The sequence below is a fragment of the Pseudomonas sp. GL_135 genome (genome assembly GCF_057834665.1).
The window spans coordinates 3,455,762-3,479,596 of record NZ_CM174408.1 but is presented as its reverse complement, the minus strand read 5'-3'; the positions used below and the strand labels follow the sequence as shown (position 1 = coordinate 3,479,596).

22 protein-coding genes are annotated in these 23,835 nt (G+C 61.9%); 10 read left to right on the top strand and 12 right to left on the bottom strand.

The features are described 5' to 3' along the window. The first annotated feature begins 108 nt into the window (after nt 1-108). Nucleotides 109-585 carry a hypothetical protein gene (locus tag AC3ISG_RS15485; protein ID WP_122624677.1) on the top strand — a complete coding sequence of 159 codons (477 nt, stop codon included), beginning with the start codon at nt 109-111 and terminating at the stop codon, nt 583-585. Here the strand turns inward: AC3ISG_RS15485 and AC3ISG_RS15480 are convergent. Beyond that, the gene (locus AC3ISG_RS15480; protein ID WP_122624678.1) at nt 575-1,504 is read right to left on the bottom strand and encodes a polyprenyl synthetase family protein; all 930 of its coding nucleotides are present in this window, start codon (nt 1,502-1,504) and stop codon (nt 575-577) included. The two genes, AC3ISG_RS15485 and AC3ISG_RS15480, sit on opposite strands and share 11 nt — an antisense overlap. A 199-nt stretch (nt 1,505-1,703) precedes the next feature. On the opposite strand from AC3ISG_RS15480, the gene fni reads away from it, so the two are divergent. Genes fni through crtB form a run of 5 tightly spaced genes read left to right on the top strand, consistent with a single transcriptional unit; the run spans nt 1,704 to nt 7,695 of the window. After that, nucleotides 1,704-2,759 carry a type 2 isopentenyl-diphosphate Delta-isomerase gene (fni, locus tag AC3ISG_RS15475; RefSeq protein ID WP_489297368.1) on the top strand — a complete coding sequence of 352 codons (1,056 nt, stop codon included), beginning with the start codon at nt 1,704-1,706 and terminating at the stop codon, nt 2,757-2,759. Next, complete coding sequence (locus tag AC3ISG_RS15470) at nt 2,756-4,030, top strand: glycosyltransferase (protein WP_489297367.1); 1,275 nt, start codon at nt 2,756-2,758, stop codon at nt 4,028-4,030. Before fni ends, AC3ISG_RS15470 begins: the two co-directional genes overlap by 4 nt. After that, nucleotides 4,027-5,217, top strand: coding sequence for a lycopene beta-cyclase CrtY (crtY, locus tag AC3ISG_RS15465; RefSeq protein ID WP_489297366.1), 1,191 nt, complete (start codon nt 4,027-4,029; stop codon nt 5,215-5,217). The genes AC3ISG_RS15470 and crtY overlap by 4 nt, the downstream gene beginning before the upstream one ends. Nucleotide 5,218: 1 nt before the next feature. After that, the gene (locus AC3ISG_RS15460) at nt 5,219-6,709 is read left to right on the top strand and encodes a phytoene desaturase (protein WP_122538097.1); all 1,491 of its coding nucleotides are present in this window, start codon (nt 5,219-5,221) and stop codon (nt 6,707-6,709) included. Continuing rightward, nucleotides 6,706-7,695, top strand: a complete 990-nt coding sequence (gene crtB, locus AC3ISG_RS15455) for a 15-cis-phytoene synthase CrtB (RefSeq protein ID WP_272634114.1) — start codon at nt 6,706-6,708, stop codon at nt 7,693-7,695. Before AC3ISG_RS15460 ends, crtB begins: the two co-directional genes overlap by 4 nt. On the opposite strand, the gene AC3ISG_RS15450 is transcribed toward crtB, so the two are convergent. After that, nucleotides 7,577-8,122, bottom strand: coding sequence for a sterol desaturase family protein (locus AC3ISG_RS15450; RefSeq protein ID WP_489297365.1), 546 nt, complete (start codon nt 8,120-8,122; stop codon nt 7,577-7,579). The two genes, crtB and AC3ISG_RS15450, sit on opposite strands and share 119 nt — an antisense overlap. Nucleotides 8,123-8,730: 608 nt before the next feature. Here AC3ISG_RS15450 and AC3ISG_RS15445 point away from each other — a divergent pair. The 3 genes from AC3ISG_RS15445 (at nt 8,731) to AC3ISG_RS15435 (ending at nt 11,827) form a co-directional block, all read left to right on the top strand. After that, the gene (locus AC3ISG_RS15445; RefSeq protein ID WP_489297364.1) at nt 8,731-9,546 is read left to right on the top strand and encodes a hypothetical protein; all 816 of its coding nucleotides are present in this window, start codon (nt 8,731-8,733) and stop codon (nt 9,544-9,546) included. A 103-nt stretch (nt 9,547-9,649) separates the two neighbouring features. Continuing rightward, the gene (locus tag AC3ISG_RS15440) at nt 9,650-9,898 is read left to right on the top strand and encodes a hypothetical protein (RefSeq protein ID WP_122538103.1); all 249 of its coding nucleotides are present in this window, start codon (nt 9,650-9,652) and stop codon (nt 9,896-9,898) included. 315 nt (nt 9,899-10,213) lie between these two features. Continuing rightward, a complete protein-coding gene (locus AC3ISG_RS15435) occupies nt 10,214-11,827 on the top strand; it encodes a methyl-accepting chemotaxis protein (RefSeq protein WP_489299547.1) in 1,614 nt (537 codons plus the stop codon). 100 nt (nt 11,828-11,927) lie between these two features. Here the strand turns inward: AC3ISG_RS15435 and AC3ISG_RS15430 are convergent, their stop codons facing one another. Then, the gene (locus tag AC3ISG_RS15430; RefSeq protein ID WP_489297363.1) at nt 11,928-14,330 is read right to left on the bottom strand and encodes a glucose/quinate/shikimate family membrane-bound PQQ-dependent dehydrogenase; all 2,403 of its coding nucleotides are present in this window, start codon (nt 14,328-14,330) and stop codon (nt 11,928-11,930) included. Between the two features lie 396 nt (nt 14,331-14,726). Between AC3ISG_RS15430 and AC3ISG_RS15425 the strand changes: the two genes are divergently transcribed. Next, nucleotides 14,727-15,185, top strand: a complete 459-nt coding sequence (locus tag AC3ISG_RS15425) for a hypothetical protein (RefSeq protein WP_489297362.1) — start codon at nt 14,727-14,729, stop codon at nt 15,183-15,185. 216 nt (nt 15,186-15,401) lie between these two features. On the opposite strand, the gene AC3ISG_RS15420 is transcribed toward AC3ISG_RS15425, so the two are convergent. The 9 genes from AC3ISG_RS15420 to AC3ISG_RS15380 form a co-directional block, all read right to left on the bottom strand. Then, a complete protein-coding gene (locus AC3ISG_RS15420) occupies nt 15,402-15,794 on the bottom strand; it encodes a RidA family protein (protein WP_489297361.1) in 393 nt (130 codons plus the stop codon). A gap of 200 nt (nt 15,795-15,994) precedes the next feature. Further along, the gene (locus tag AC3ISG_RS15415) at nt 15,995-16,261 is read right to left on the bottom strand and encodes a hypothetical protein (protein WP_122538111.1); all 267 of its coding nucleotides are present in this window, start codon (nt 16,259-16,261) and stop codon (nt 15,995-15,997) included. A 216-nt stretch (nt 16,262-16,477) separates the two neighbouring features. Continuing rightward, nucleotides 16,478-16,900 carry a cupin domain-containing protein gene (locus AC3ISG_RS15410; protein ID WP_489297360.1) on the bottom strand — a complete coding sequence of 141 codons (423 nt, stop codon included), beginning with the start codon at nt 16,898-16,900 and terminating at the stop codon, nt 16,478-16,480. A 238-nt stretch (nt 16,901-17,138) separates the two neighbouring features. After that, entirely contained in the window at nt 17,139-17,453 is a 315-nt protein-coding gene (locus tag AC3ISG_RS15405; protein ID WP_122624690.1) for a hypothetical protein, read from the bottom strand. Nucleotides 17,454-17,667: 214 nt separating this feature from the next. Further along, a complete protein-coding gene (locus tag AC3ISG_RS15400) occupies nt 17,668-19,098 on the bottom strand; it encodes a DUF2723 domain-containing protein (protein WP_489297359.1) in 1,431 nt (476 codons plus the stop codon). Between the two features lie 38 nt (nt 19,099-19,136). Then, nucleotides 19,137-20,111: a lysylphosphatidylglycerol synthase transmembrane domain-containing protein gene (locus AC3ISG_RS15395; RefSeq protein ID WP_489297358.1), complete on the bottom strand. Its 975-nt coding sequence runs from the start codon at nt 20,109-20,111 to the stop codon at nt 19,137-19,139. Between the two features lie 8 nt (nt 20,112-20,119). Beyond that, a complete protein-coding gene (locus tag AC3ISG_RS15390) occupies nt 20,120-20,860 on the bottom strand; it encodes an SDR family oxidoreductase (protein WP_122538674.1) in 741 nt (246 codons plus the stop codon). Nucleotides 20,861-20,868: 8 nt separating this feature from the next. Continuing rightward, nucleotides 20,869-22,185 (bottom strand): FAD-binding oxidoreductase, encoded by a 1,317-nt coding sequence (locus AC3ISG_RS15385; RefSeq protein ID WP_489297357.1) that lies wholly within the window; start codon nt 22,183-22,185, stop codon nt 20,869-20,871. Further along, nucleotides 22,182-23,633, bottom strand: a complete 1,452-nt coding sequence (locus tag AC3ISG_RS15380; RefSeq protein ID WP_489297356.1) for a UbiA family prenyltransferase — start codon at nt 23,631-23,633, stop codon at nt 22,182-22,184. The genes AC3ISG_RS15385 and AC3ISG_RS15380 overlap by 4 nt, the downstream gene beginning before the upstream one ends. Between the last annotated feature and the right edge of the window lie 202 nt (nt 23,634-23,835).

The window sequence follows — 23,835 nt, the reverse complement described above, 5'->3', positions numbered from 1 at the left end:
TGTGTTGAGCCATCATGGGCGCCAGAAAGGCAGATTCGGGCAGGCACTCCAGCCCTTATCCTCGACGCTTGTTCTTGTTCAAACTCTCCTGCTAAAGGGATTTAAACCATGCGGCAATTTGCGGCCCTCGCTCTGTTTCTCAGTCTCAACGCCTTCGCCCAGGACGCACCCCAGCCGGTGGCCAAGTGGACGCTGCTGGATCAATTCGACAAGGCCTACACGCTGGACGACCAGGCCCAGGTGTTGTTGATCGCCCGCAGCATGTCGGCGGCGAAGATGGTCAACGCCGCCCTTGAAGAGGGGCCCGAGGGGTATCTGGAGCAGCGCCACGTCGTTTACGTGGCGGACATCGAGAAGATGCCGTCGCTGGTGAAAATGGTGGCAGTGCCCGCCATGCGTTCGGCCAAATACCGCATCTTGCTCGACCGCGACGCCCGGGTCGCCTCGGCCTACGACGGCGACCGCGACACGGTCCAGTGGCTGACGCTGAAAAACGGCGCGGTCGTGCGTCAGGAGCGCTTCTCCGACGGCGAACAACTCAAGCAGGCCATTGCCAAACTGGGTTCGCAGTCCGCTAGCCGTTGAGCGCGGCTTTCTCGAAGATCAGCCGCAGGTAGCCGGCGATGGTGGAGTCGTCGCCGTATACCTCACGCAGGGCCTGCTCGGCGCTGGACAGGTGCAGGGCCAGTTGCCGCTTGACCTTGTCCTCGCCGTACAGCGAAACGAAGGTGGATTTGCCATCGTCCTTGCCTTGATCCTTGTCACTGTCGGCGCATCGGTCGCGCAAATCGTCGTACATCTGGAAGGCCTGGCCCAGCTCCATGGCGAAGTTCTGCAGCAGCGGCCGCTGATCCTCCCGCGCGCCGCTGATCAGCCAGACCATGTCCATGATTGCGCCGAACAGCACGCCGGTTTTCAAGTTATTGGTTAAAGCGATCTCGTCCGCGTTACGGCTGCGCTGGCCGTCGCGCAAGTCCTGGAACTGCCCGCGCACCAGGCCCTGCATGCCAACGGTGTTGGCCAGCACTTCGACCAACTCGGTACGAGTGGTCGCGGCCAGATCACTGATGGTGGCAACGACACCGAACGCCCGGCTGAGCAGGGCGATGGCAGTCAGAACCGCCACGTCTTCACCAAACTTCAGATGGACCGTGGGCTGACCGCGCCGCAGCGCTGCGTTGTCCATGCAGGGCATGTCGTCAAGCACCAGCGACGCGGCGTGGATCATTTCGACAGCGCAGCCCAGGTCCACGGCCTGACGCCTGATCGTGCGGCTGTTTTCACGGCCGTCCTCGACCAGCCCTTCGGCAGCGAGCACCAACAGCACCGGGCGCATGCGCTTGCCCGGCGCCAACGTCGATTCGCGCATGGCCAGCGCCACCAGGTCACGCTCGTTGCCGGATTCGGGCAGAAGCTCCGAGAGCCGCGTTTCGATGGCCGCCCGGACGTCTCCCAGTCGCCCGGCAAAGCCCGATTTGATTGTTGTGTCGACGTTACCTGCCATCGGTCTTTCCCTATGCTTTAGCGGTAATACTGTTCGTCGCGGACCGGTGAGGGGGTGCGGGGTCGGTCGTCACGGAACAACTGCTGTTTCTAAATGCCTCAAGATACGGCAAAGTTGTACAGGAAAATCGGTTTTGTACAAGATTGCGTCTGCAGAAGACCGTATAGCCGGTTCAATAATTCAGCTGCATGGAGCGAGTATGACTCACAGCGATATGGGTCGTCGAAAAGACGATCACCTCGATATCGTGCTGGACAGGCGCGCCAGCGTGCGTTCCTCCTTCTCCGGACTGGACGACATCCGCTTCGAACACTGCGCGCTGCCAGAGTTGAATCTGGACGACGTTGACGTGAGCAGCTCGCTGCTGGGCATTGCCTTGCGCGCGCCGCTGCTCATCAGTTCCATGACCGGCGGGGCCGACCGGGCCACCGCGATCAACCGTCATCTGGCCGAAGCTGCCCAGGCGTTGGGCATCGCCATGGGCGTCGGCTCCCAGCGGGTAGCCCTGCAAAGCGGCGGTGATCAGGGCCTGACTCGCGAACTGCGGCGTCTGGCGCCGGACATCGCGCTGCTGGGCAATATCGGCGCGGCGCAGCTGATCGAGCCTGACGGCCTGGACATGGCCCGCCGTGCGGTCGACATGCTTCAGGCCAACGCGTTGATCATCCACGTAAACCCTTTGCAGGAAGCGGTTCAGGCCGGCGGCGACCGGCGCTGGCAGGGCATTCTCGAAGCGATCCATCGTGTGGTGCTCGACGTCGGTGTGCCGGTGGTGGTCAAGGAAGTGGGCGCTGGCCTGTCCGCCGATGTTGCACTGGCGCTGGTGAATGCCGGGGTGCAGGTGCTGGACATCGCCGGGCTTGGCGGCACCAGTTGGGCCGCCGTCGAGGCCGAGCGCGCCGAAAACCCGGCCGATCGCGAAGTCGCCATGGCGTTTGCGCAGTGGGGCATCCCGACCGCCGTCAGCCTGGCCATGGTTCGCCAGGCCTTGCCGGATACGCCGCTGATTGCCTCCGGCGGTATTCATAATGGCATCGACGTGGCCAAGGCCATTCGGCTGGGCGCGGATGTTGTGGGACAGGCGGCGGGCGTGCTGCGTAACGCAACGCTGTCCACTGCTGCCGTCATTGAGCATTTCGACATCGTTATCCGCCAGCTGCGTATCGCCTGCTTCTGCACCGGTTCGGCTGATCTTCGCGCGTTGCGCAGTGCCCGCTTGCTGGCGCCCAATACCCTGCAGTCGTTGCTGTCATGACGCATTTTGCCGTCGTGGCGCCGGCGTTCTACAGCCACTTTCAGGCGTTTCAGGCCCTGGCCGGAACGTTGATCGACCGGGGTCATCAGGTCACGTTTTTCCAGCAGGCCGATGCACGCCGCTGGCTGACCGATCCGCGCATCGGCTTCCATGCCCTCGGCGCCCTCAGTCATCCGCCGGGCAGTCTTGAAGCGGCGCTGCGCCGTGCCGCTTGTTCCAATAACCCGCTGCGCCTGCGCCGGGTGATCCGCGACCTGTGCGACACCACGCGCATGCTCAGCGCCGAGCTGCCCGCCGCGCTGGCGCTGCGGCAGATCGAGGCCTTGCTGTGCGACCAGATGGAAGCGGCGGGCGGGATGGTCGCCGAAGGGCTGGGCCTGCCGTTTGTCTCGGTGGCCTGCGCCTTGCCGGTCAACCGCGAGCCGCAATTGCCGCTGCCAGTGATGCCGTTTGCCTACGCCACCGATGAACGCAGCCGGCATATGTTCGAAGGCAGCCGCAAGGTGTACGACTGGCTGATGGGGCCGCTGAGCAAGGTGCTGCGCGACGCATCACGCCGCCTGGCCATCGAGCCCCGCGACGGGCTGCATGAATGCCTCTCACCCTACGCGCAGATCAGCCAGACCATCCCCGGTTTCGATTTCCCCCGACAGCATCCGCCCGCGAATTTTCACGCGGTAGGGCCACTGCGGGCGGCTCAAACCGAACAACAGGGCGAATGGCCGATTGACCCAAGCCGGCCCTTCATCTTTGCCAGCCTCGGCACGCTGCAGGGCAGTCGTTTTGACATGTTCAAGCGCATCACCACGGCCAGCCGACAGCTGAATGCGCAGCTGCTGGTCGCCCATTGCGGTGGGCTCGACCGCCGGCAGGAGCAGCGTTTGATTAAAACCGGCGCGACCTGGGTGACCGATTTCGCGCCGCAACAATGGGCGCTGCAACACGCTGATGCGGTGATCACCCACGGCGGCCTGAATACGGTGATGGACGCGATCGTCGCGCGCACGCCGATGCTGGTCATGCCCATCGCGTTTGATCAGCCGGGCGTCGCTTCGCGGGTTACCCACGCCGGGATTGGCCTGCAACTGCGTCGCGGCGCCGGGGCGGGGCAGATCCGCGAAAGGCTGACGCAGCTGCGCGGGTTGTCCACCGAGCCTTTTGATCGCCTCGCAACGGAACTGGCCCGGGCCGGCGGCACGACCCGCGCTGCCGACATTGTCGAAGCCGTGGTGCGCACGGGCGAACCGGTGCTGGCGGGGTTGGTGCCATGACCTATGACCTGATTCTCGCCGGCGGTGGCCTGGCCAACGGGCTGATCGCCTGGCGTCTCAAACAGCGGCGGCCAGAGTTGCGCGTGCTGTGCATCGAAGAGCAGACGTACCTCGGCGGCAACCACACCTGGTCCTTTCACGAAGGCGACCTCACCGCCGAGCAGCATCAATGGCTGCAGCCGTTGGTGGTGCAGCGCTGGGCGACCTATGACGTGCACTTCCCGCAACGCTCGCGACGGTTGAACAGTGGCTATGCCAGCATCACGTCGGAACGCTTTGCCGAGGTCATCGAGCCCGCATTGGGCGACGCGCTGCTGACCGGCCGACGTATCACCGAACTCACCCCGAACGGCGTCGTGCTGGACAGCGGCGAGCGGCTTGAGGCCCGCGCGGTGATCGACGGCCGCGGCGTGCAGGCCACGGCGCACATGGTGTTGGGCCAGCAGGCGTTTCTCGGACAGTTGCTGCGTTTGAAGGCGCCCCATGGCTTGACCGCGCCGATCATCATGGACGCCCGGGTCGCGCAAAGTGAGGGCTATCGCTTCGTCTACGTGCTGCCATTCTCAGCCGACACCTTGCTGGTCGAGGACACCCATTACGTCGACCAATATTCATTTACTTCTGACCAGCTTCGTCAGCACATCACTGATTACGCCGGGGCTCACGGTTGGGAAATCGCCGAGTGCCTGCGCGAAGAGCAGGGCGTGTTGCCGATCACCCTGGCCGGGGATTTCGCCGCGTTCTGGCGCGAAGCTGCAGGCCAGCCGCGATCGGGTTTGCGCGCCGGGCTGTTTCATTGCACTACCGGCTATTCACTGCCCCATGCCCTACGGCTGGCGGAGTGGGTTGCCGCTCAGCCAACGCTCCATTGCGACTCACTGGACGCAGGCATCCGCGCCATTGCGCAGCGTGCGTGGGAGTCCCAGCGTTTCTATCGGCTGCTCAACCGCATGCTGTTTCTAGCCGGGCGGCCGTCCAATCGCTGGCAGGTGATGCAGCGGTTCTATGGCCTGTCCGAAGGCCTGATCAGCCGTTTCTACGCAGGCCGCAGCACCCTGGCCGACAAACTGCGCGTGCTCACCGGCAAGCCGCCCGTACCGATCAACGAGGCGGTCAAAGCCGCGGTCCGTTACCTGCCCAAGCATTACCAGGCCAGGCATCACCTGCCTAAGCACAACGAGAATTGAAATGACTCAAGCAAAAAGCGCAATTGTGATTGGCGCCGGTTTCGGCGGCCTGGCCCTGGCCATCCGGCTTCAGGCGGCGGGCGTGCAGACGACGCTGCTGGAAAAACGCGACAAACCCGGCGGCCGCGCCTACGTCTACGAAGACGAGGGTTTCACCTTCGATGCGGGGCCGACGGTGATCACCGACCCGACGGCCATTGAGGAGCTGTTCACCGCCGCCGGCAAATCCATCAAGGATTATGTCGAGCTGCTGCCGGTGTCGCCGTTCTATCGGCTGTGCTGGGAAGACGGGACGAAGTTCGATTACGCCAACGATCAGCAGTCTCTGGACACCCAGATCGCAGCGATGAACCCCAAAGACGTCGCCGGTTATCAACGCTTTCTGGCGTACTCCAAAGCGGTGTTTGAAGAGGGTTATCTGAAGCTCGGCGCCGTGCCGTTCCTGTCGTTCCGCGACATGGTTCAGGCCGGGCCGCAGCTGGCGCGGCTGCAGGCGTGGCGCAGCGTGTACTCGATGGTGTCGGAGTTCATCGAGGACGACAAACTGCGCCAGGCGTTTTCCTTTCACTCGCTGCTGGTGGGCGGCAACCCGTTCGCGACGTCCTCAATTTACACACTGATTCATGCTCTCGAACGTCAGTGGGGCGTGTGGTTTCCCAAGGGCGGGACCGGTGCGCTGGTGCAGGGCATGGTCAAGCTGTTCCAAGACATCGGCGGGCAGTTCGAGCTGAACGCCGATGTCGCCAGTATTGAGACCAGTGGCCAGCGAGTGACCGGCGTGCGGCTCAAGGACGGTCGGCAGATCAACGCCGATTGTGTGGCCTCCAACGCCGACGTCATGCACACCTACGCCGAACTGCTCGGCGGCCATCCGCGCGGGGTCAAGGAAGGGGCGCGATTGAAGGGCAAGCGCTTCAGCAATTCGCTGTTCGTCATCCACTTCGGACTCAAGCGTCCGCAGCCTCAGTTGCAGCACCATACGGTGTGCTTCGGGCCCCGCTACAAGGCGCTGATTCAGGAGATTTTCAAGGGCGCGGCGCTGGCCGAAGATTTCTCGTTGTACCTGCACGCGCCCTGCATCACTGACCCGAGCCTCGCGCCGCCGGGCTGTTCCAGCCATTACGTGCTGTCGCCGGTGCCGCACCTGGGCAACGCCGATATCGACTGGGAAGTGGAAGGGCCGCGCTACCGCGATCGTATTTTCGAGTACCTGGAGAAGCACTACATGCCCGGTCTGCGCGAGGACCTGGTCACCAGCCGCATCTTTACGCCGCAGGACTTCAAGGGCGAGCTCAACGCGCACCTCGGTTCGGCGTTTTCCCTTGAGCCGATCCTGCGCCAGAGCGCGTGGTTCCGCCCCCACAACCGCGACGCGAGCCTGAGCAATCTGTATCTGGTCGGCGCTGGCACGCACCCGGGCGCTGGCGTGCCGGGCGTCATCGGTTCGGCCAAAGCCACGGCCGGACTGATGCTGGAGGAGCTGCACTCATGAGCGTCGCCGATCAGGCGCTGCTCGACCACGCCACCCAGAGCATCGAAGTCGGCTCGAAAAGCTTCGCGGCCGCGTCACGCCTGTTCGACCCGGTGACCCGTCGCAGCGCGGTGATGCTCTATGCGTGGTGCCGGCATTGCGACGACGTCATTGACGGTCAGGAAGCCGGGCACTCGGCCTCGGTGGTCAGTCAGCAGGAGGTCACCGAGCGCCTGCAACGGCTGATCGCCCAGACTCACGCCGTGTACGCCGGCACGCCGACCCACAGCCCGGCGTTCGAGGCGTTCAGGGAGGTTGTTCTGCGCCATGGCATCGAGCAGCGTTATGCCCTGCAGCATCTGGACGGTTTTGCGATGGACGTCAGCCAGCGCGAGTATCGGCGCATCGACGATACGCTGGAGTACTGCTACCACGTGGCGGGCGTCGTCGGCTTGATGATGGCGCAGATCATGGGTGTGAGCGATGAAGCGACCCTCGACCGTGCCTGCGATCTGGGTCTGGCGTTTCAGCTGACCAACATCGCGCGGGACATTGTCGAAGACGCGTCGGTGGGCCGCTGCTACCTGCCGGGTGACTGGCTGGATGAGTTGGGGATCCCCAGGGATCGGCTCGCGGATCCGCAGTATCGATCGCAAGTGGCCGTGCTTGCCCAGCGGTTGGTGAACATGGCAGAGCCGTATTACGAAAGTGCCAACGCGGGCCTGACCGCGTTGCCGTGGCGATCGGCGTGGGCGGTGGCGACGGCGGGCTGCGTCTATCGCGAGATCGGCGTGAAGGTCAGGGCGCGCGGCGCTCGGGCGTGGGATGCGCGGGTGTCGACCAGCAAGCTGGACAAGCTGCGACTGGTGTTGGTGGGGGCGTGGAAGGCTAGCGTGACTCGTGGTCGGCAGTGGCCCGCGCGGCCTGCGAGCCTGTGGCAACGTCCGGGTCGGATTTCTGCAACGGACCGTCGTGCAGGCGTCGAAGCTGGGCGCGCAATCGAGTGACGCTCGGCGCATAGAGAAAGCCGAACGACACACAACGCTCTTTGCCCGGCACCGCGTGGTGCATCAGATGCGCCTGGTACAGGCGCTTGAGGTAGCCATTGCGCGGCACGTATTTGAACGGCCAGCGCTTGTGCACCAGGCCGTCGTGGGCAATGAAATACAGGAAGCCGTACGCGGTCATCCCGGCGCCAATCCATTCCAGCGGGTGCGCGCCCTGGGTGCCGAGCGCGATCAGCACGATGGCGAAACCGGCGAACACCACGGCATACAGATCGTTCTTCTCGAACCAGCCGGTTCTCGGTTCATGGTGCGACTTATGCCAGCCCCAGCCCCAGCCGTGCATGATGTACTTGTGCGCAAACACGGCAAAGCCCTCCATGCCGATCACGGTGGCGAAAAATACGAGGGCATTGATCATCGGGTTCATCCGCGAGAGAGTCTCTACGTCAGACCGTAAAAGGGCCGACGGTGTTCGGTGCGTGATTGTCGCATGCCAGTGGCTGGAGGCGGAGGTCGGTTTGTCAGTTGCCGGTGGGGCGTGGCTGTCCGTTGTTTTGTAGCGTGACATCTGACGCCTTCCCGGCTAAAGCCGGTCCCACTATGAGTACGCGGTGTGCCAGTGGGAATGCAGTGCGGTCCTACTATGTGTACGCGGTGTGCCGGTGGGAATGCAGTGCTGTTCGTGGGACCGGCTTTAGCCGGGAAGAGGCCAGTGTGAGTACCATCAATTCTGCAGCGTGACTGCCGACGCTTTCCCGGCTAAAGCCAGTCCTACAATGCGTACGCAGTCAATTAGTGGGACCGGCTTCAGCCGGGAAGAGGCCGGTATGGGCGCTATCAATTCTGCAGCGTGACAGCCGACGCCTTCCCGGCTAAAGCCATTCCTACGGGTCGAACGCGTTGCTTTTAGTGGGACCGGCTTCAGCCGGGAAGAGGCCAGTGTGTGCGCCCTCATTTTGACGGCATGTTGTGGACGCACTGCGCCGAGCAACGGTATCTTCGCGCACTTTGTTCTCTGTCGTTCAAGGATGATCGATGTTGTCTACTCTCCCTGTCTCACGCCTGTTATTGATTCGCCCAATTTCTCCTTGGCTACGCTTGACCGCAATCCTCGGCGTTGCCTGCGCGCTGCTGGCCTGTCAGTCCCGGCAAGTGACGTCTCCTGCCGCTGCCCCGGCCGTCCCGAGCCCGGAAGACATCAAAAAGCAGCAATTTCACACCTTCGTCGCACGTTTCCAGTCCATTCTCGGAAACAGAGGCCTTGAGGCCAACAGCGAAGGCCTGACGGGTGAGGTTCGCCTGCGCATCAAGATCAATCGCAGCAATGAGGTGTTCAGCTGCGAAACCCAGGCGACGGGCCTTGCCACGGCGAATGCACGGCTTGCCGACCTTTCAAAAAAGGTGTGTTGGAGCGCGGTGTTCCCGGTCGTACCCGCAGACCGGTTAGACAAAGACGGCAACGTCGAAGTCGTCGCCCCTTTGATCTACCTGCCCATGAATGATACCCAGCGGTTGTCCATGCAGCCCCTTTATCAGCACTACGCGCAGAGCCGCTATTTTGCCGAGCGGACACTGCTGAAAGCGCCGCCGGATAGCATTGGCGTGGTCACGTTCGAGTATCTGGCGAACAAGCAGGGCAAGGTCGAGGCGTGCGTCGTCAACCTCCAACGCCATCGCGAACGCCCTGAGGCCTTCACCTACGACAACGTCTTGCAAAGCCGGCTGACCGAGCAATGCAAGCACTTGGACCTTACGCAGATGCCGGGTTTCTCCGTGGATGAAACCGGCGTGTCCAGAGGCGCGGTTGCATTCGAATACAGTCCCTGGATGGCCGGGCCAGGCTTGCGCTAACGACCTTTTTGATCCTGGCGTTGGGCACCGTGGGTCATAACCGACTGAACTGTGCGCGCCTCCTGCGGCCTCAGACTTACACCCGTTAAAGGAGGCCAAGGCCATGAACAACGACGAGTTCAATCAATACGACACAGAACGCTTTCACGGTCAGGTCGCCGAGCAGCTGGGCATCAGCGTGGAAGAGCTGAAAACCTGGATGATCAACGACATCGAGCGTGTCACCGAAGGCGGTGAAGAGGTGGGGCACATGGTGGTGTTCCGCGAGTCCACGCCGGATGAGGTGCTCGACAAGCTCAAGAATCCGCAGAGCCGTTTTACCGCGATGACCGGTGTGATCCATACCGAATAAGACCCGGGAGGTCGGTTCGGTTATCTCCGGCCGATCCCATCATCCCCATTCCAGCTATCCCGGCCGTGGTGTTCACTTAATGTTAAGTGGGCACCAGCGGTTGCCTGTCAGCAAGGCCCGTGTCCATCAGCGCCGCGCCGTCCGTACCCCTCGCGACACACCCATTTTGCCTTTCTCGCTCCTTTCGATTTATCGGTGGAGAAATAAGCCGTCATTCCTGTGGGTCAATCAATAATCGGTCTTAAATAACCGTTGGTAAGCGCCGATAAGATTTGCAGGGTGGCAATTTCTCCATCGATGAGCTGAGGCCTGATGATGTCAATAAAACTACGTCTTTTGCTTTTGACTGGCACCAGCGTGCTCGCGGTTCTGTTAATCAGTCTGGTCAGTTATTTGAGCAACGCGCGAACGGAAGCCTCGATGATCGACAGTGAGGTCAGCATGATTGCCCTGAGCAATCATCTGGAAGCCGACATGATGCACGACGCGCTGCGTGCTGACGTGCTGTTGGCGATGCTGGTCGGTCTAGGCAAAAGTGATACCGACCGGGATCAAGTCGTGGCGGGTCTGGCCGAACATGCTGCAGATTTTCGCAAGGTCCTTGCTGATAACCGTGCACTGCCCCTCAACCAAAGCCTCAAGTCAGCGTTGGAGAAAATCAAGCCCGGTTTGGACGCCTATATTGCCGCAGGCGAGCGAATTGTCGATCTGGCACTCAACAGTCCTGAACGGGCACAGCAGGAGCTGGCACAGTTCAGCAGCGCCTTCACCCGGCTGGAAGGTGAAATGTCCAGTTTGAGCGAGCTGATAGAGACTAATTCCAAGGCCAGTGGCGAGGGGACCCGTAACGCCAGCCGCAGTGCCAACATCGCCTTGGGTGTTGTGCTGTTGATCAGTATGCTGCTGCTGACCGCGCAGGGCTTTTGGGTGATGCGAAGCATCATGACGCCCTTGCATAATGCGCGACGGATCGCCGACAGCATTGCCCATGGCAACTTGAGCGAACCTATCGCTCAACCTGGTAACCGCGATGAAGCCAGCCTGCTGATCCTTAGCCTGGCAGCCATGCAGCGGGACTTGCGCGGGATGATTGAGGCGGTGCGCAATAACGCTCAAGGCGTCAGCACGATCAGCCAGCAGTTGGCGGGCAGCTGTCACGAAGTCGCCGGGAGCAGCCTGCAGCAGAGCGCCGCAGCCGGCGCCATGTCTGCGGCCACCAGCGAAATGACGGCGAGCATCGAGGAAATCACGCGGCATGCGGAGCAGGCGCTGGCCATGGCCAATCAGGCCGAAACCCTGGCCAAGAATGGCGGCCGTGTGATTCATCAGGTGGTCAGCGACATGGATGGCATCGCCCGATCGTCTCAGCAGTCGGCGCAAGTGATTCGTCTGCTGGACAAAGAGTCTGAAGGTATCTTCAACATTATTCAGGTGATCAAGGGCATTGCCGACCAGACCAATCTATTGGCGCTGAACGCTGCTATTGAAGCGGCCCGTGCCGGTGAGCAGGGGCGAGGTTTTGCGGTGGTTGCCGATGAAGTGCGCAGCCTTGCGGGACGCACCAGCGCCTCTACCCAGGAAATTGCCAGTATGGTGGCACGTATCCAGCAAAGCACTCGCGACGCCGTGATGAGCATGGAAGCGGGTGTTGCTCAGGTCGATAAGGGTATGGCTGTGACTGCCGAAGTGGAGCAGGCCATAGGCGAAATACTTGAGGCAACGCTGGGCACCACTCAGTTGGTCAATGACATTACCCGGACTATTGGTGAACAAAGTCTGGCCAGCAATGAGATTGCTCATCAAGTGGAGATGATCGCCAGCATGTCGGCTGGTAATAGCCAAGTGATTGGCCAGACGGCCAGTACCACCGATCAACTGGCAGTGCTCGCAGGCCAGCTCTCCCAATCGGTGGACCGTTTCCGGCTTTGAAGCAGGCGTCGGTTTACAAAGCACCGACCACCGCCATGCTTGAATGGCAGGCAACAAAAAGCCCGATCACTCGGGCTTTTTGTTGTCGCTCAGCCGCTGATTATCTCGACGGCAGGGCGTAGGCGATCAACGAGTCGCCCATCTTCGTGCCAAACGAGCCATGCCCGCCGGCCATGATCACAATGTACTGCTTGCCATTGCTCTCGTAGGTCATCGGCGTGGCCTGGCCGCCCGCTGGCAGGCGTGCTTCCCAGAGCAGGTCGCCGTTGGTGACGTTGAAAGCGCGCAGGTAGTTGTCCTGGGTACCCGCAATGAACATCAGGTTGCCGGCTGTGGAAATCGGACCACCCAGCATCGGTACGCCGATTTTCAGCGGCGGCAGTTGAATGCCCTTCAGGCTGTCGCGGATGGTGCCGATGCGTTTGCGCCACACCACATCGTGGGTCTTCATGTCCACGCCAGCCACATAACCCCAGGCCGGCTCTTTGCACGGCAAGCCCAATGGCGAGAGGAAGGCGTTGATTTCGACGCCATAAGGTACGCCGTACTGGGGCTGAATGCCCATTTCGGTACCGGAGCCGGTGGCACCTTCTTTAGGCCACAGCGGGTTGTTCGGGCCGCGTGGGATCAGCTTGGACACGAACGGCAGCGCCATCGGGTTCATCAACGCCACCTGACGGTCGGCGTTCACCGAGATACCACCCCATTCGAAAACACCCAGGTTGCCCGGGAACACCAGCGTGCCTTGCTCGGACGGTGGCGTGTACTGGCCGTTGTAGGACAGCTGCTTGAAGATCACGCGGCAGACCAGTTGGTCGAACATGGTCGCGCCCCACATCTCCTTGTCGGAGAGTGTCTGAATGGACGTCAGATTGAGGTCCGAGCGCGGCTGGGTCGGGCTGACCCGATCGCCTGGCGCGGCTTCACCGGCAGGCACCTGCATTTCATGGACGGGCACGATCGGCTTGCCATCGCGACGGTCCAGCACAAACAGGTTGCCGGCCTTGGTCGGCACGTACACCGCGGGGACGGCGTCGCCGCTGCCGGTCTTCACGTCAGCCAGGGTCGGCTGAGCCGGTACGTCCATGTCCCACAAGTCGTGGTGGGTGGTCTGGAAGCTCCATACCAGCTTGCCGGTGGAACCGTTCATCGCGACGATCGAGCTCGCATAACGCTCCATCACCGGAGTGCGGTTGCCGCCCCAGATGTCCGGTGTCGGGTTGCCGGTTGGCACATAAACCACATCGGTCTTCGCGTCGTAAGCCAGCGGTGCCCAGGCATTAGGCGAGTTGTTGACCAGGGTCTGGCCATCACCCGGAATTGCGTTCGGGTCTTCGGCACCGGTGTCGAAGATCCACTTCAGCGCACCGGTGTTGACGTCGTAGCCACGGATTGCGCCGGACGGCTCATGCACGGACAGGTTATCGGTCACCGAGCCACCGATGATCACGGTGGTACCTGTCACAACAGGCGGAGAGGTGGGTTCGAGGCCGCCCGGATACGGGTAGGGCTGCAGGTGCAGCAGATCGAGCTCACCGTTTTTGGCGAAGTCGGCGCAGGGTGCGCCGGTGTCAGCGTTGATGGCGAACAGGCGACCATCGTTGACCGGCAGGAACACTTTGCGCGGGCAGCTGGTGGCGACCGGCTGCGTGCCTTCCAGGCTTTTCGCAAACTGGGTGGTGTCCGCCTGATCGAAGTAGGCGACGCCACGGCAGGTCAAGTGCTGGAAGGACGGGTCGGATTTGAGCTTGGGATCGAATCTCCACTTCTCTTTGCCGGTGGCCGGGTCCAGCGCCACCAGAATCTGGTGGGTGGTGCAGATGTACATGTTGTCGCCGACCTTGATCGGCGTCAGTTCGTTGGTGGTTTCACCGGAGTCATTGGCGGTTTTCGATTCACCGCTGTTGAAGGTCCAGGCCACCTGAAGGTCTTTAACGTTGCCTTCGTTGATCTGGGTGAGCGGTGAATAGCGCGTGCCCGACTGTGTGCGGCCATAAGCAGGCCAGTCACCGTTGGCGATGCCCTCGACAGGCTGATGCTGGGCAGGTTGCGCCGTCGCCATGCTGCCGTTGATTTCCTGGGGGTCGTTGAAGATGGCGTAAACCATCACCACAATGGCCAGTGCCAATGTCGCGGATAAAAAGGTTTTGCCCGGCTTCAGACGCTCAGGGATATCACGGGTGACCCCCGGGATCAGCAGCCACAGACCCAACACCCCGAGGATGTCGAAACGCGGCACCAACGCCCAGAAGTCCGTGCCTGCTTCCCACAGGCCCCAGACCACAGTGATCAGCATCAGCGCGCCATAAAGCCAGAGCGATGCCGCGGAACGTCGCCACAACAGGACAGCGAACGCCAGCAGCGCGACGCCCAGGAACAGATAATAAAAAGAGCCGCCCAATGAGAGCAGCCAGATACCGCCCGCCAACAGAAACAGGGCAAAGATGCCTGCAATGATGGAAGTGAAACGCCTCAACCCTGAAGCTTTTGATAAGTCATTCATCGATGTTCCCCCTTGGGATGTAGTGCATGGACTGTGCGCGGTATAGGGGGTTCAACCCTCGGACGTGCCGTTTGGATGAAATTTTTCAGCACCACTACCACCCGCTCTTGCCAAGCATAGGTCGAGTTTATGATCTGATCCCGAGGGAAATGCATACACACGGCCAACGATGCGGCGTTCGGCCCATTCTTGCCATGGGCATATGACGGGAAGGGAGGGTGGGAAGCGCCCGTGCGGGCTGCCGCTGTTTTTGAAGGTTGCGAGGGCAATGGCTGCGTACTAGAGTCAAACCCACCCTGTTCGACGTCGCGTCAGGCAATGACATGCAGGCGCTTATGCGCATCGGTCTGCCAGTCAACCACGCGCTGGAAGTGTAGGTTCACTATGCAAAATGGAATGAGCGTAACGCGAGCCACGGCGTTGCTTATCGTGGCGGCTGCTGTCTCATGCGCGTCTGGCTGCGCGAGCAAGCATACGAGCAACGTGTCGCTGGTGGATTACCCGTCGGTGAGCGCCACGCCGCCGCCGGCCAGACATACAGGTCTGTGGGCCGGCCCCCATGCGGGGGGCGTGTTCTTTGTCGAGATTTTCGAAGACGGCAACTTGCGCACATGCCTGAGCGCGCCGCCCTATTACCACGCAATGGAGGGAAAATACACGGACCAGGCGCTGCACCTGGAGGATGGCACCCGAATCGAGTTTCGCCCCGTCGGCGCCCAGCGCATCACAATCTACTCGCCTCCCGGCAAACCGGTGACCACCCTGGAGCGCAAGGATCCGGGCGCCACGGCTGCGCAGTGCCTGACAGGTGCCGCTGACGGGCGGCGGCAAGTCTCCCATTGGGCCGCGCATTAGCTTGCCAGGTGTTGTCCGGTTGCTGACCGACGAGGGTCGACGCTCAGCCGTTATGTCGAACGCTACGGCGACCCGGACACGGACGGGTCCGGCATCACTGTGTACCGGTGGCGTACATGATTCGCTGGATGATCAGACAGAGTATTGCGGGATAAGCGGTGCTACTGGGGACGAATCTGCCCGAATGCCTGGCGCAGGAACCGGGCAATCAGAGCATCAGCGCTGCACCGCCACGCACTTGATTTCCACCAGCAGGCCGGGTTTGGCCAGTTCACTGACGCCGAGGCAGGTCCAGGCGCAGGTGCCTCTAGGGAAGACGCTGTCTTTTACCGCCCTGAACACCGGCATGTGACGGTGCAGATCGATGTGATAAGTCGTCAGGTCGACGACGTCTTCGAAGGTGCATCCCCCAGCGGTCAATACGAGTCGCAGGTTTTCCCATGCCGCGAGGAATTGCTGCTCCGGGTCTTCGATGACGGCCAGCTCATGGGTGCGCCCGACCTGACCGGCACAGTAGAGCGTTTTACCGACCTTGACGGCAGGGGCATAGCCCGCGCGCTCGGCGAGCAAACGCATTTCGTCCGGGACGATGAGTTGACGGTCGGTCATGGAGGGAGGCCTGGAAGTGGGTAGGAGCCGCACGCTATCTCAGGCGCGGGTATCCGTCCAGATCAAGGGCCTGAACGTGCGGTGGAGCGTGGTTGGCGCGCGGTTGGAATCGGCGGGGACAGAGTAATTTACGGTGAAGCGTTGTAAATAAATCAGTCCCCTTTCAGCGGAGGCTGCGCTCAAGACTCACATGCGCCGAATCAATGCACCGCCCACGAACGGGGTGCCGGGGTGTGGCTGAACTTAGAGATCCCTTTGACCCAGAAACGACGATGGGCCGTCTGGTCCGGTGGCAGCAGTGGCTCGCTCGACCACTGATGACGACGCTTGGCTTCATCGCGATACGCTTTCCACTCCATGGCTTCGGCGGTGTCCTGTGCGGCGCGTTCGTCATCGAACCAGCCCAACACAGACACTTCACCTTGATCGCGGCCATGCTCTACCAGCAGAAAAATGTTCGTGTACATACTTTTGCCTTTCACTGATCCGGTCCGACCCGACATTTCGGGCTCTACGAATAGCGTATCGACAGCAGCGGTCGAAAATTTAGCCTCGGGTTTGTCTGCCCGGTTTTGCAGTGCGTTGCCTGACGCTTTCCCGGCTGAAGCGGTCCAACGGATCGCCGCCATCCCACTGGAGGACCGGCTTCAGCCGGGAAGAGGCCGGTGTGATCACACTCAATGTCACTTCGGCAGCGGCGTGAGGATGTCGGCCTTTTCGTCCAGCAGGATGAACACCAGCAATTTCGCAGGCTTTGTCGCGCTGGCGTTTCGCGATTCGTAGTGCTTTGATCCGGCCGGCTCGTACCATGTCTGGCCCGTCTTGTAGGTAATCGCCTTGCCCTCGTTGACTCTCGAAATCACCTCGCCTTCCAGAACATAGGCAATCGCGCTGCCGCTGTGACTGTGGGCGATGGAGGCTTGGCCCGGCAGGTAATCGACGGTCAGCACCATGGCTTTTTTCCCGGGCGCATTGAGCATCGGGTGTTGTTCCAGCACGGTCACCTTTTCCTGTTGCGCAGCATGGGCCTGGGCGCTGCCGACAGAGATAAGGCCAGCGAAGGCCAGCCAGCATAGCAGGGAGGGGAAGTGATTGAGCGGTTTCATAGGCGGGTCATCCGGCGGCGATTGATGACTGCTACGCTAAGGCCGCGGAGGTACGGGGGCTACGTCCAATCGCCCGGAAGATGGGGAGGCCAATCGCCGCCCGCGCGACGGCTCCAAAATCCATTGGGTCAATCAAATGCCCGAAACGAAAAAAGGGCCGAATCAGATTCGGCCCTTCATCGTATTCAGTGCTGCCCCGGCGCGCTCGCGCTCAGGCAAACACGGTCATTACATCGCGTTATTTGCTACCGCTGGAGCCGCTCGCGCCACCACCCGTGCCGCCGCCGCTGCCGCCCATGCCGCTGCCGTTGGTCATGCCACCGCCGTCAGCGTCGCCACGGGTGGTCCCGTTAGTGCTGCCCATGCCTTTGGTGCCTGGAGTTGACGTGCCTGGGGAGCTGCCGTCGTTATTCTGACCGCTGGTAGACGTGCTTGGCTTAGGGCCGTTTTTGTCGACCGGATCGGTCGGGCCTGTGGAGCCGGCAAATGCAGAGCCCGTGGCAACAGCCATCAGGCCAGCGAGGGTCAGGGCAGTCAATTTTGTCTTGATCATGATGTGAATCCCTTTGTTGTCATGGATACCTATTGGTCAATCGCGCGACGCTAGAGGTGCATTCCACCCGACGAACGGTCATTCCATGTTCGACAAGGTTCAAGGGGGGGCGAACACTGCAGGATTCTCCTCCCGCCGAATCCCACGCCGCCATAAATACAAAAAGCCCCTGCAACGTTAGGCTCGTCGCAGGGGCTTTCTTCCCTCTGTTTGACTATTTCGCGTGCAGCTCGTATCCCACCGCCAGCGTCTGCAGATCGAAACGGTCCGAGATGCTTGAGCAATAACTGGTCCGCGCGAGGAAGGCGCCAGGCCCGCTGAGATAGGACTCGATGTCCTGCGCACCTTCGCACAGCGCAATGGTTCGCCCCTTGAGCAGCCCGCTGGCTTGCGCGGAACGCAATGCGCCGTTGGGCGTCCAGTCGGCAACGATCAGCGCGCCTGGCGGGGCCGATTGTTCGTAACTCTGGACGAAGGCCTCCGCCGACCGATCACGCAGGTACGGTGCCATGAAATAATGGATATCGTCACGGAAAGGCAGCGCTTCCTTGTGGGTCGGCAGCGCGACGACGCCACTGGTGTAAATCGCGTACACCGCGAGGATCGTCACCGGGCCGCTGAAGGGCAGGGCGTAGGCGACCACGGCGGCGTTGTGTCGCGCCAGCCACGCCTGCACATGAATCACGCCGATGATGCTCAACAGCACCGCCCCCGGCAGAAAAAAAGTGAAGCGGTCGGTGACGTTGTAAGACACAGCAAAGATGAAGTTCAGCACCGCCGCGCACCACAACAGTCGCAGGCGCCGGCTTTTTGGAAACAGCACCAGTGCCACCAGTTGCGGGCCGAGCAGCGACAGCATCAGCAGCACCACCGAGTTCTTCTCGTGCCACATGTCGTCGAAGCGAAACAGCGAGCCCTGCCAGCTCTGCTCGGTGGTTTTGTCGGGAATGCCAATCAGGTAACGGTGGCCGATGTCGATCAGGCTCAGGCCGTTCTGCAACTCCTGCAAGATGCCGGGGATCGCCACCGCAAAGCCCAGCACAAAGCCCGGAATCGTCAGCAGGACCCGCGCCCTGTGCTGCCAGACCAGTTGCACGTACAGCGGAAACAGCACGATGAACGTCAGTTGATGAATGGCGGCGGCAAGGCCCGTGAGCATGCCGATGACGAACAGCGCGGTGAGCAGACCCAAGCGCGATTTATCGCGAAAATGCACCATGTACGCCAAAGTCACCAGCAGCGTGTGCAGCAGGTACACCTCCGCTTTGGTCGAGACCCAGAACACGCAATGGCACAGCAGCGCGGCGGCAATCGCCAGCAAGGCTTGCTGCGACGTGGCGCCGACGCCCTTGGCCAGGCGGAAAATCGCCCAGCCCAGTGGAATCAGCAGCATCGAGTTCATGAAACTCAGCACCAGCGGCCCGAAATGAGCGAACAGCGCGGTGGTGACGAACAGGTACAACGGGTGATCCAGCGGCCCGAGGGTGTCGCTGAAATAGCGGCCCTCCGAGGCGTCGGCGATGAAGATCCCGTTGTCCATCCATTGAATCGGTCCGCTGGATGCCAGAAAGCTCCAGAGAACGGCGGCCACCGCCAATAACAGAGGAATGCCAAACAACGCTCGATAACGTACTGCTGCCACCATGACTTGCACTCCTGTCCCTTTAATCCCGTCGAAAAGCGTTATTGAATCGGTTGAACCCGAGGCGTCGTCGCCTCGCCTTTGAGTTTGATCAGCATCACCGCGCCAATGGCCACGGCGAACCACAGGGTGGCCAGACGAATCAGCACGGTGGCGGCCACGGCGTCGGCGCCGTCCATGCCTTTCCAGACCAACAGCCCGACCATCACCGCCTCCGCGCCGCCCAGTCCCCCAGGCATGAAACTCACCGCGCCGGCCAGCATCGCCAGGGCGTAGACGAACACCGCAAAGGTCAGCGGGATGTCGGCGCCCATCCATTTCAGAATCCAGTCGAACGCCAGGGCTTCGGCGCTCCAGGCGACAACGCTCAGCGCGGTCAGGCCGAGCATCAGGCGCAGACGATGGCATTGCTGCGCATGCATCAGCACCTGCAGCAGATGGCGAAGCAGCCCGAGTGCCTTGCCGCCACCGGCCGGCACCGTTTCGGTGATGCGCTCCAGCAGCCGACGTTGCGACAGCACGACCAGCCCGACCGCCACCAGCGCCACGCCGACCACAATCATCGGCCACGCCTGGGGGTACAGCGACAGGCCGAACAGGGTCAGCAGCACCACCGCAAACAGGTCCGACAGGCGCTCGCTGAAAAACGCCGCGAAACTCTGCGGGTAGGGCACGCCCCAGCGTTTCAGCAACACGCCGCGCAGGGCTTCACCGGCCTTGCCGGGTGTGGTGGTCAGGGCAAAGCCGGCCAGGTAAATGTTCAGGCTCGGGCGCCACGGCATCGGATGGCCGAGCACCTTCAGGTAGGTCTGCCAGCGCACGAAGCGCAGCCCGTAATTGACCGATGACATGAACAGCGCGATGACAATGCCGATCAGCCCGACCTCGCTCACCGCAGCGCCCACTGCTTGCCAGCCGCCCCACAGCGAAAAGGCCAGATAGCCCAGCGCCGAACCGACCACCGACAGCAGCACCGCGCGGTAGCGCCAGCCGGACAGGTGTGAAGTTTCGGGCACGGCTTCGCTCACAGGTTCAGCCTCTTGAACACCGGCTGCGGGATCGAACGGATGACCAGCATGATCAGCGCCCAGAAACCCGGTGCGTACAGCGTCGGCACCTTGTTGGCGATGCCCTTGACGATGCGCTGGGCGACCTGCGCCGGTTGTGCCAGCAAGGCCGCCGGCAACGACAGGCCCTGGGTCATCGGCGTATCCACGAAGCCCGGCTTGATGGTGGTGACGTGCACGCCGACCTTGAACAGCCGCGCCTGCAAGCCTTCGCAGTAGGTTGACACCGCCGCCTTGGCGCTGCCGTAGAGGTAGTTGGAAGGGCGGCCGCGATCAGCCGCCACCGAAGAAATGATCGCCAGACTGCCGCAGCGCTGGGTCTCGAACTGCATCGCCAGCACCGTCAGCAAGGCGATCACCGACGTGCAGTTGTTGGCGAATTCCTTCAGCGCCATGTGCACGTCACGCTCGCAGGCCTTCTGGTCGGGCAGTGTGCCGTGGGCGATCAGGGCGATGTCGATCTGGCCCAGGGCGGTCAGGCAGCGGCCCATCATCAAGGGGTGCGCCTCGATATCGTTGGCGTCCATCTCGTGCAGCGTGACGTTGGTCGCGCCACGCGCCTTGAGGTCGGCGGCGGTCTGCTGCAGCTTCTCGACGTTGCGTGCCACGAGGAAAAAATCGCTGCCTTCCGTGGCCCACAAACGCGCGCACGCACTGGCGATGGCGGAGGTGGCGCCGATGATCAGGACTTTCTTCACTGCAGTTTTCATAAGATCACACGGCTCCAGAAACGGGACATCAAAGAGGGATCGCGCAGCGCTTCCAGCTGCTCCCAGGCGGGGTAGGCGCGGCGGAAATCGGCGCCAGTCATGTGGGCGTCCTTGGCCGGATACAAGCGCCCGCCGGCGGCGCGAACGATGTCGTCCAGACGCGGGAACAGCACCTTTTCCAGGGCCTCGCTCTGGGCAAAATCCAGGGCCAGGGAAGTGCCTTCCATGGGGAATGACAGCAAGCCTGGCGAGGCCATATCGCCGCAGCGCTTGAGCACGGCGAGAAACGAACCCTGACCGGCCTCAGCGATGGTGCGCAGCAGTTCGCCCATGGCCGCTTCGGCATTCGCCGCAGGCACCACGCATTGGTATTGCTGAAAACCCCGACGACCGTAAATCCGGTTCCAGTGCAGGATTCGGTCGAGGGGGTAAAAAAAGGGTTCGTAGGCGCTGCGGCCCTGTTTGCGCTGGCTGGGGTGCAGGCGCCAGTACAGGCTGTTGAAAGCGCTGAGGGAGACGTTGTTGATCAGCGACACCGGCGGCGTCAGCGGCACGCTGAGCTTCTTGCGTTGAACGACGTCGAGGGAGCCGTATTGCGCGTGATCGCCGACGATGAATACGCCGCGTCCGGTCTCCGCGCCTCTGGCCAGACAGTCGACCCAGGCGACGCTGTATTCATGACCCGCGTCGAGTTCGGCAGAGAGCGCAAAGAATTCGGCCAGATTGGCGAAGCGCACCGTGGTGGTGTCAATCTGGCTGGCACGGATCGGCATCAACTGAATCTGCGCCCAGTGAATCACCCCGGTCAGGCCGAGGCCGCCGATGCTCGCGGCGAACAGCTCAGGGTGGACGTCAGGCGAGCAGATCACTTCCGGCTCGCCGTGGCGCAGCAGGCCGAAGCCCAGCACATGACGGCCAAAGGTGCCGCGCACGTGATGGTTCTTGCCGTGAACGTCGTTGGCGATGGCGCCGCCCAGCGTCGCGAACTGGGTCCCGGGCGTCACCGGCAAAAACCAGCCCTGGGGGATGGCCACGGCGAGCACTTCAGCGAGGGTAATACCGGCCTCCGCCTTGATCACCCCGGTGCTCCAGTCGGCCTCGATCAGCCGATCCAGCGAGCGCATGTGCAGCACCTGATCGCTGGCGGCCAGGCAACTGTCGCCGTAACTGCGGCCGTTGCCGTAGGGCAGGCTGCTGCGGTGGGCGCCGATCACGCGGTCCATCTGCGCAGGCAATTCGTCGAGCCACACACAGCCATGACCGCGTTGCGGGTGGCGGGGAAAACGTCCCCAGGAATACAACGGCGTGCTCATGCGGCGATCCAGAACATCATCAGAAACGCAGCGCCGATCAGCTGGCTGGTGCGGTCGCGGATGGCGAACACCACCGGGTCTTCATTCATCTGCCCGCGATGGGTCAGCATCCACACCCGCGTCACCCAGAACAGCAGCAGCGGGCAGGCCAGCCAGATGATGTGTGGCGTGACGTACAGTTCGGTGGTTTTCGCGTCCTGGATGTACAGCGCCAGCACCATTACCGCGAGGTAGCCCGAAGACGCCCCCAACGAAGCGATCATGTCCAGATCGCCCGGGTGGTAACCACGGCCGCGAGCGAGGGTATTGACCTCCCGGGCGCGGGCGTCACGCAGCTCGGCGTAGCGTTTGACCATCGCCAGGCTGAGGAATATGAACATCGAGAACGCGAGGATCCAGAAGGTCAACGTCAGGCTGAACGCCGCCACGCCGGCGATGATCCGCGCGGTATACAGCATCGCCAGGGCGATCACGTCCCAGGCCATCAGGCGTTTGAGTCTCAGCGAGTAGGTCAGGGTCAGGCCGTAATAGGCGGCCATCACCGCCGAAAATTGCCACGGCAAGAGCAAGAGCGCGGCGCCGAAGGCCATCGCCAGTAACGTCGGCACCATCACCAGACCGGCCTTGATGGACAGACGCCCGCTGGCGAACGGCCGATTGCATTTGCTTTTGTGATGGCGGTCGTCGCACAGGTCCAGCAGGTCGTTGAGGATGTAGACGCTGGAGGCGCACAGGCCGAAGCACAGAAACGCAATGACGCCGTCACGCATCAGTTCGAACTGGGCCAGCCGGTGGGACGCCAGCAGCGGCACGAAGATCAGCGCGTTTTTCAGCCACTGGTGCATGCGCAGGGCCCTGCGCCAGTCTCGCAAGCTCGGCGTGTTGCTGCGAATGGTTGGCTCAACGCGGACTTGCGCTTTTACGTTGGCTTCCACTCCGCGGTCGGGATTGACCACATAGGCCTGCCGAGACACGTTCCATATCGGCAAGTCATCTTTGGAGTTGCCGATGTAGTCGAAACCGCCCTCGCCGAAGTGCGCCACCAACAGGTCCCGCTTGTTGTGGCCGGACAAGTTGCGGTTGGCGTTGGACGCCAGCACAAGATCGAATAACTGAAGGTGATCGGCGATGCGCTCGGCGAGACTTACATGACTTGCCGTCGCCAGCACCACCATGCGTCCGGCGTCTCTTTCGCGCTGGATCATCTCGATGATCTGCGGATCGTAGGGCAGCACGGAGACGTCTATTTCGGTGTTGAGGGCCAGGCCTTCCTTCAGCGCGGCTTTGCCTTTGAACAGCCAGCCGAGCATTTTCAGGGCTTTCAGCGGCTGGCCGCGAATAAACGCCATGGCCGTTTCCATGAGCAGGTCCGAGCGCAATAACGTGCCGTCGAGATCAACTACCAAGGGAGGGGAAGTTTCAAGAACTCGTCCCTGAATTCTGGCCATAGTGAGTGCTCCTTTAGGGTCAACGGACTATAAACAAAATAAGATTTTCACCACTTTCATTTAAATTAAAGGGCTTGGATCAATACGTCGGTAGGGTGGCGTCAGAATGACGGGGGACATCTTTTACAAAAGTCCGCGGGGGTTACTTTTGATTGTTGGGACTGCCGCCGCCGTAGCGTTGGCGACCAACGAATGACTTCTA

What these genes read in the sequence shown, in the direction of transcription:
- AC3ISG_RS15485 (WP_122624677.1), top strand. Translation starts at nt 109, where the DNA reads ATGCGGCAATTTGCGGCCCTCGCTCTGTTTCTCAGTCTCAACGCCTTC.
- AC3ISG_RS15480 (WP_122624678.1), bottom strand. Translation starts at nt 1,504, where the DNA reads ATGGCAGGTAACGTCGACACAACAATCAAATCGGGCTTTGCCGGGCGA.
- fni (WP_489297368.1), top strand. Translation starts at nt 1,704, where the DNA reads ATGACTCACAGCGATATGGGTCGTCGAAAAGACGATCACCTCGATATC.
- AC3ISG_RS15470 (WP_489297367.1), top strand. Translation starts at nt 2,756, where the DNA reads ATGACGCATTTTGCCGTCGTGGCGCCGGCGTTCTACAGCCACTTTCAG.
- crtY (WP_489297366.1), top strand. Translation starts at nt 4,027, where the DNA reads ATGACCTATGACCTGATTCTCGCCGGCGGTGGCCTGGCCAACGGGCTG.
- AC3ISG_RS15460 (WP_122538097.1), top strand. Translation starts at nt 5,219, where the DNA reads ATGACTCAAGCAAAAAGCGCAATTGTGATTGGCGCCGGTTTCGGCGGC.
- crtB (WP_272634114.1), top strand. Translation starts at nt 6,706, where the DNA reads ATGAGCGTCGCCGATCAGGCGCTGCTCGACCACGCCACCCAGAGCATC.
- AC3ISG_RS15450 (WP_489297365.1), bottom strand. Translation starts at nt 8,122, where the DNA reads ATGAACCCGATGATCAATGCCCTCGTATTTTTCGCCACCGTGATCGGC.
- AC3ISG_RS15445 (WP_489297364.1), top strand. Translation starts at nt 8,731, where the DNA reads ATGTTGTCTACTCTCCCTGTCTCACGCCTGTTATTGATTCGCCCAATT.
- AC3ISG_RS15440 (WP_122538103.1), top strand. Translation starts at nt 9,650, where the DNA reads ATGAACAACGACGAGTTCAATCAATACGACACAGAACGCTTTCACGGT.
- AC3ISG_RS15435 (WP_489299547.1), top strand. Translation starts at nt 10,214, where the DNA reads ATGTCAATAAAACTACGTCTTTTGCTTTTGACTGGCACCAGCGTGCTC.
- AC3ISG_RS15430 (WP_489297363.1), bottom strand. Translation starts at nt 14,330, where the DNA reads ATGAATGACTTATCAAAAGCTTCAGGGTTGAGGCGTTTCACTTCCATC.
- AC3ISG_RS15425 (WP_489297362.1), top strand. Translation starts at nt 14,727, where the DNA reads ATGAGCGTAACGCGAGCCACGGCGTTGCTTATCGTGGCGGCTGCTGTC.
- AC3ISG_RS15420 (WP_489297361.1), bottom strand. Translation starts at nt 15,794, where the DNA reads ATGACCGACCGTCAACTCATCGTCCCGGACGAAATGCGTTTGCTCGCC.
- AC3ISG_RS15415 (WP_122538111.1), bottom strand. Translation starts at nt 16,261, where the DNA reads ATGTACACGAACATTTTTCTGCTGGTAGAGCATGGCCGCGATCAAGGT.
- AC3ISG_RS15410 (WP_489297360.1), bottom strand. Translation starts at nt 16,900, where the DNA reads ATGAAACCGCTCAATCACTTCCCCTCCCTGCTATGCTGGCTGGCCTTC.
- AC3ISG_RS15405 (WP_122624690.1), bottom strand. Translation starts at nt 17,453, where the DNA reads ATGATCAAGACAAAATTGACTGCCCTGACCCTCGCTGGCCTGATGGCT.
- AC3ISG_RS15400 (WP_489297359.1), bottom strand. Translation starts at nt 19,098, where the DNA reads ATGGTGGCAGCAGTACGTTATCGAGCGTTGTTTGGCATTCCTCTGTTA.
- AC3ISG_RS15385 (WP_489297357.1), bottom strand. Translation starts at nt 22,185, where the DNA reads ATGAGCACGCCGTTGTATTCCTGGGGACGTTTTCCCCGCCACCCGCAA.
- AC3ISG_RS15380 (WP_489297356.1), bottom strand. Translation starts at nt 23,633, where the DNA reads ATGGCCAGAATTCAGGGACGAGTTCTTGAAACTTCCCCTCCCTTGGTA.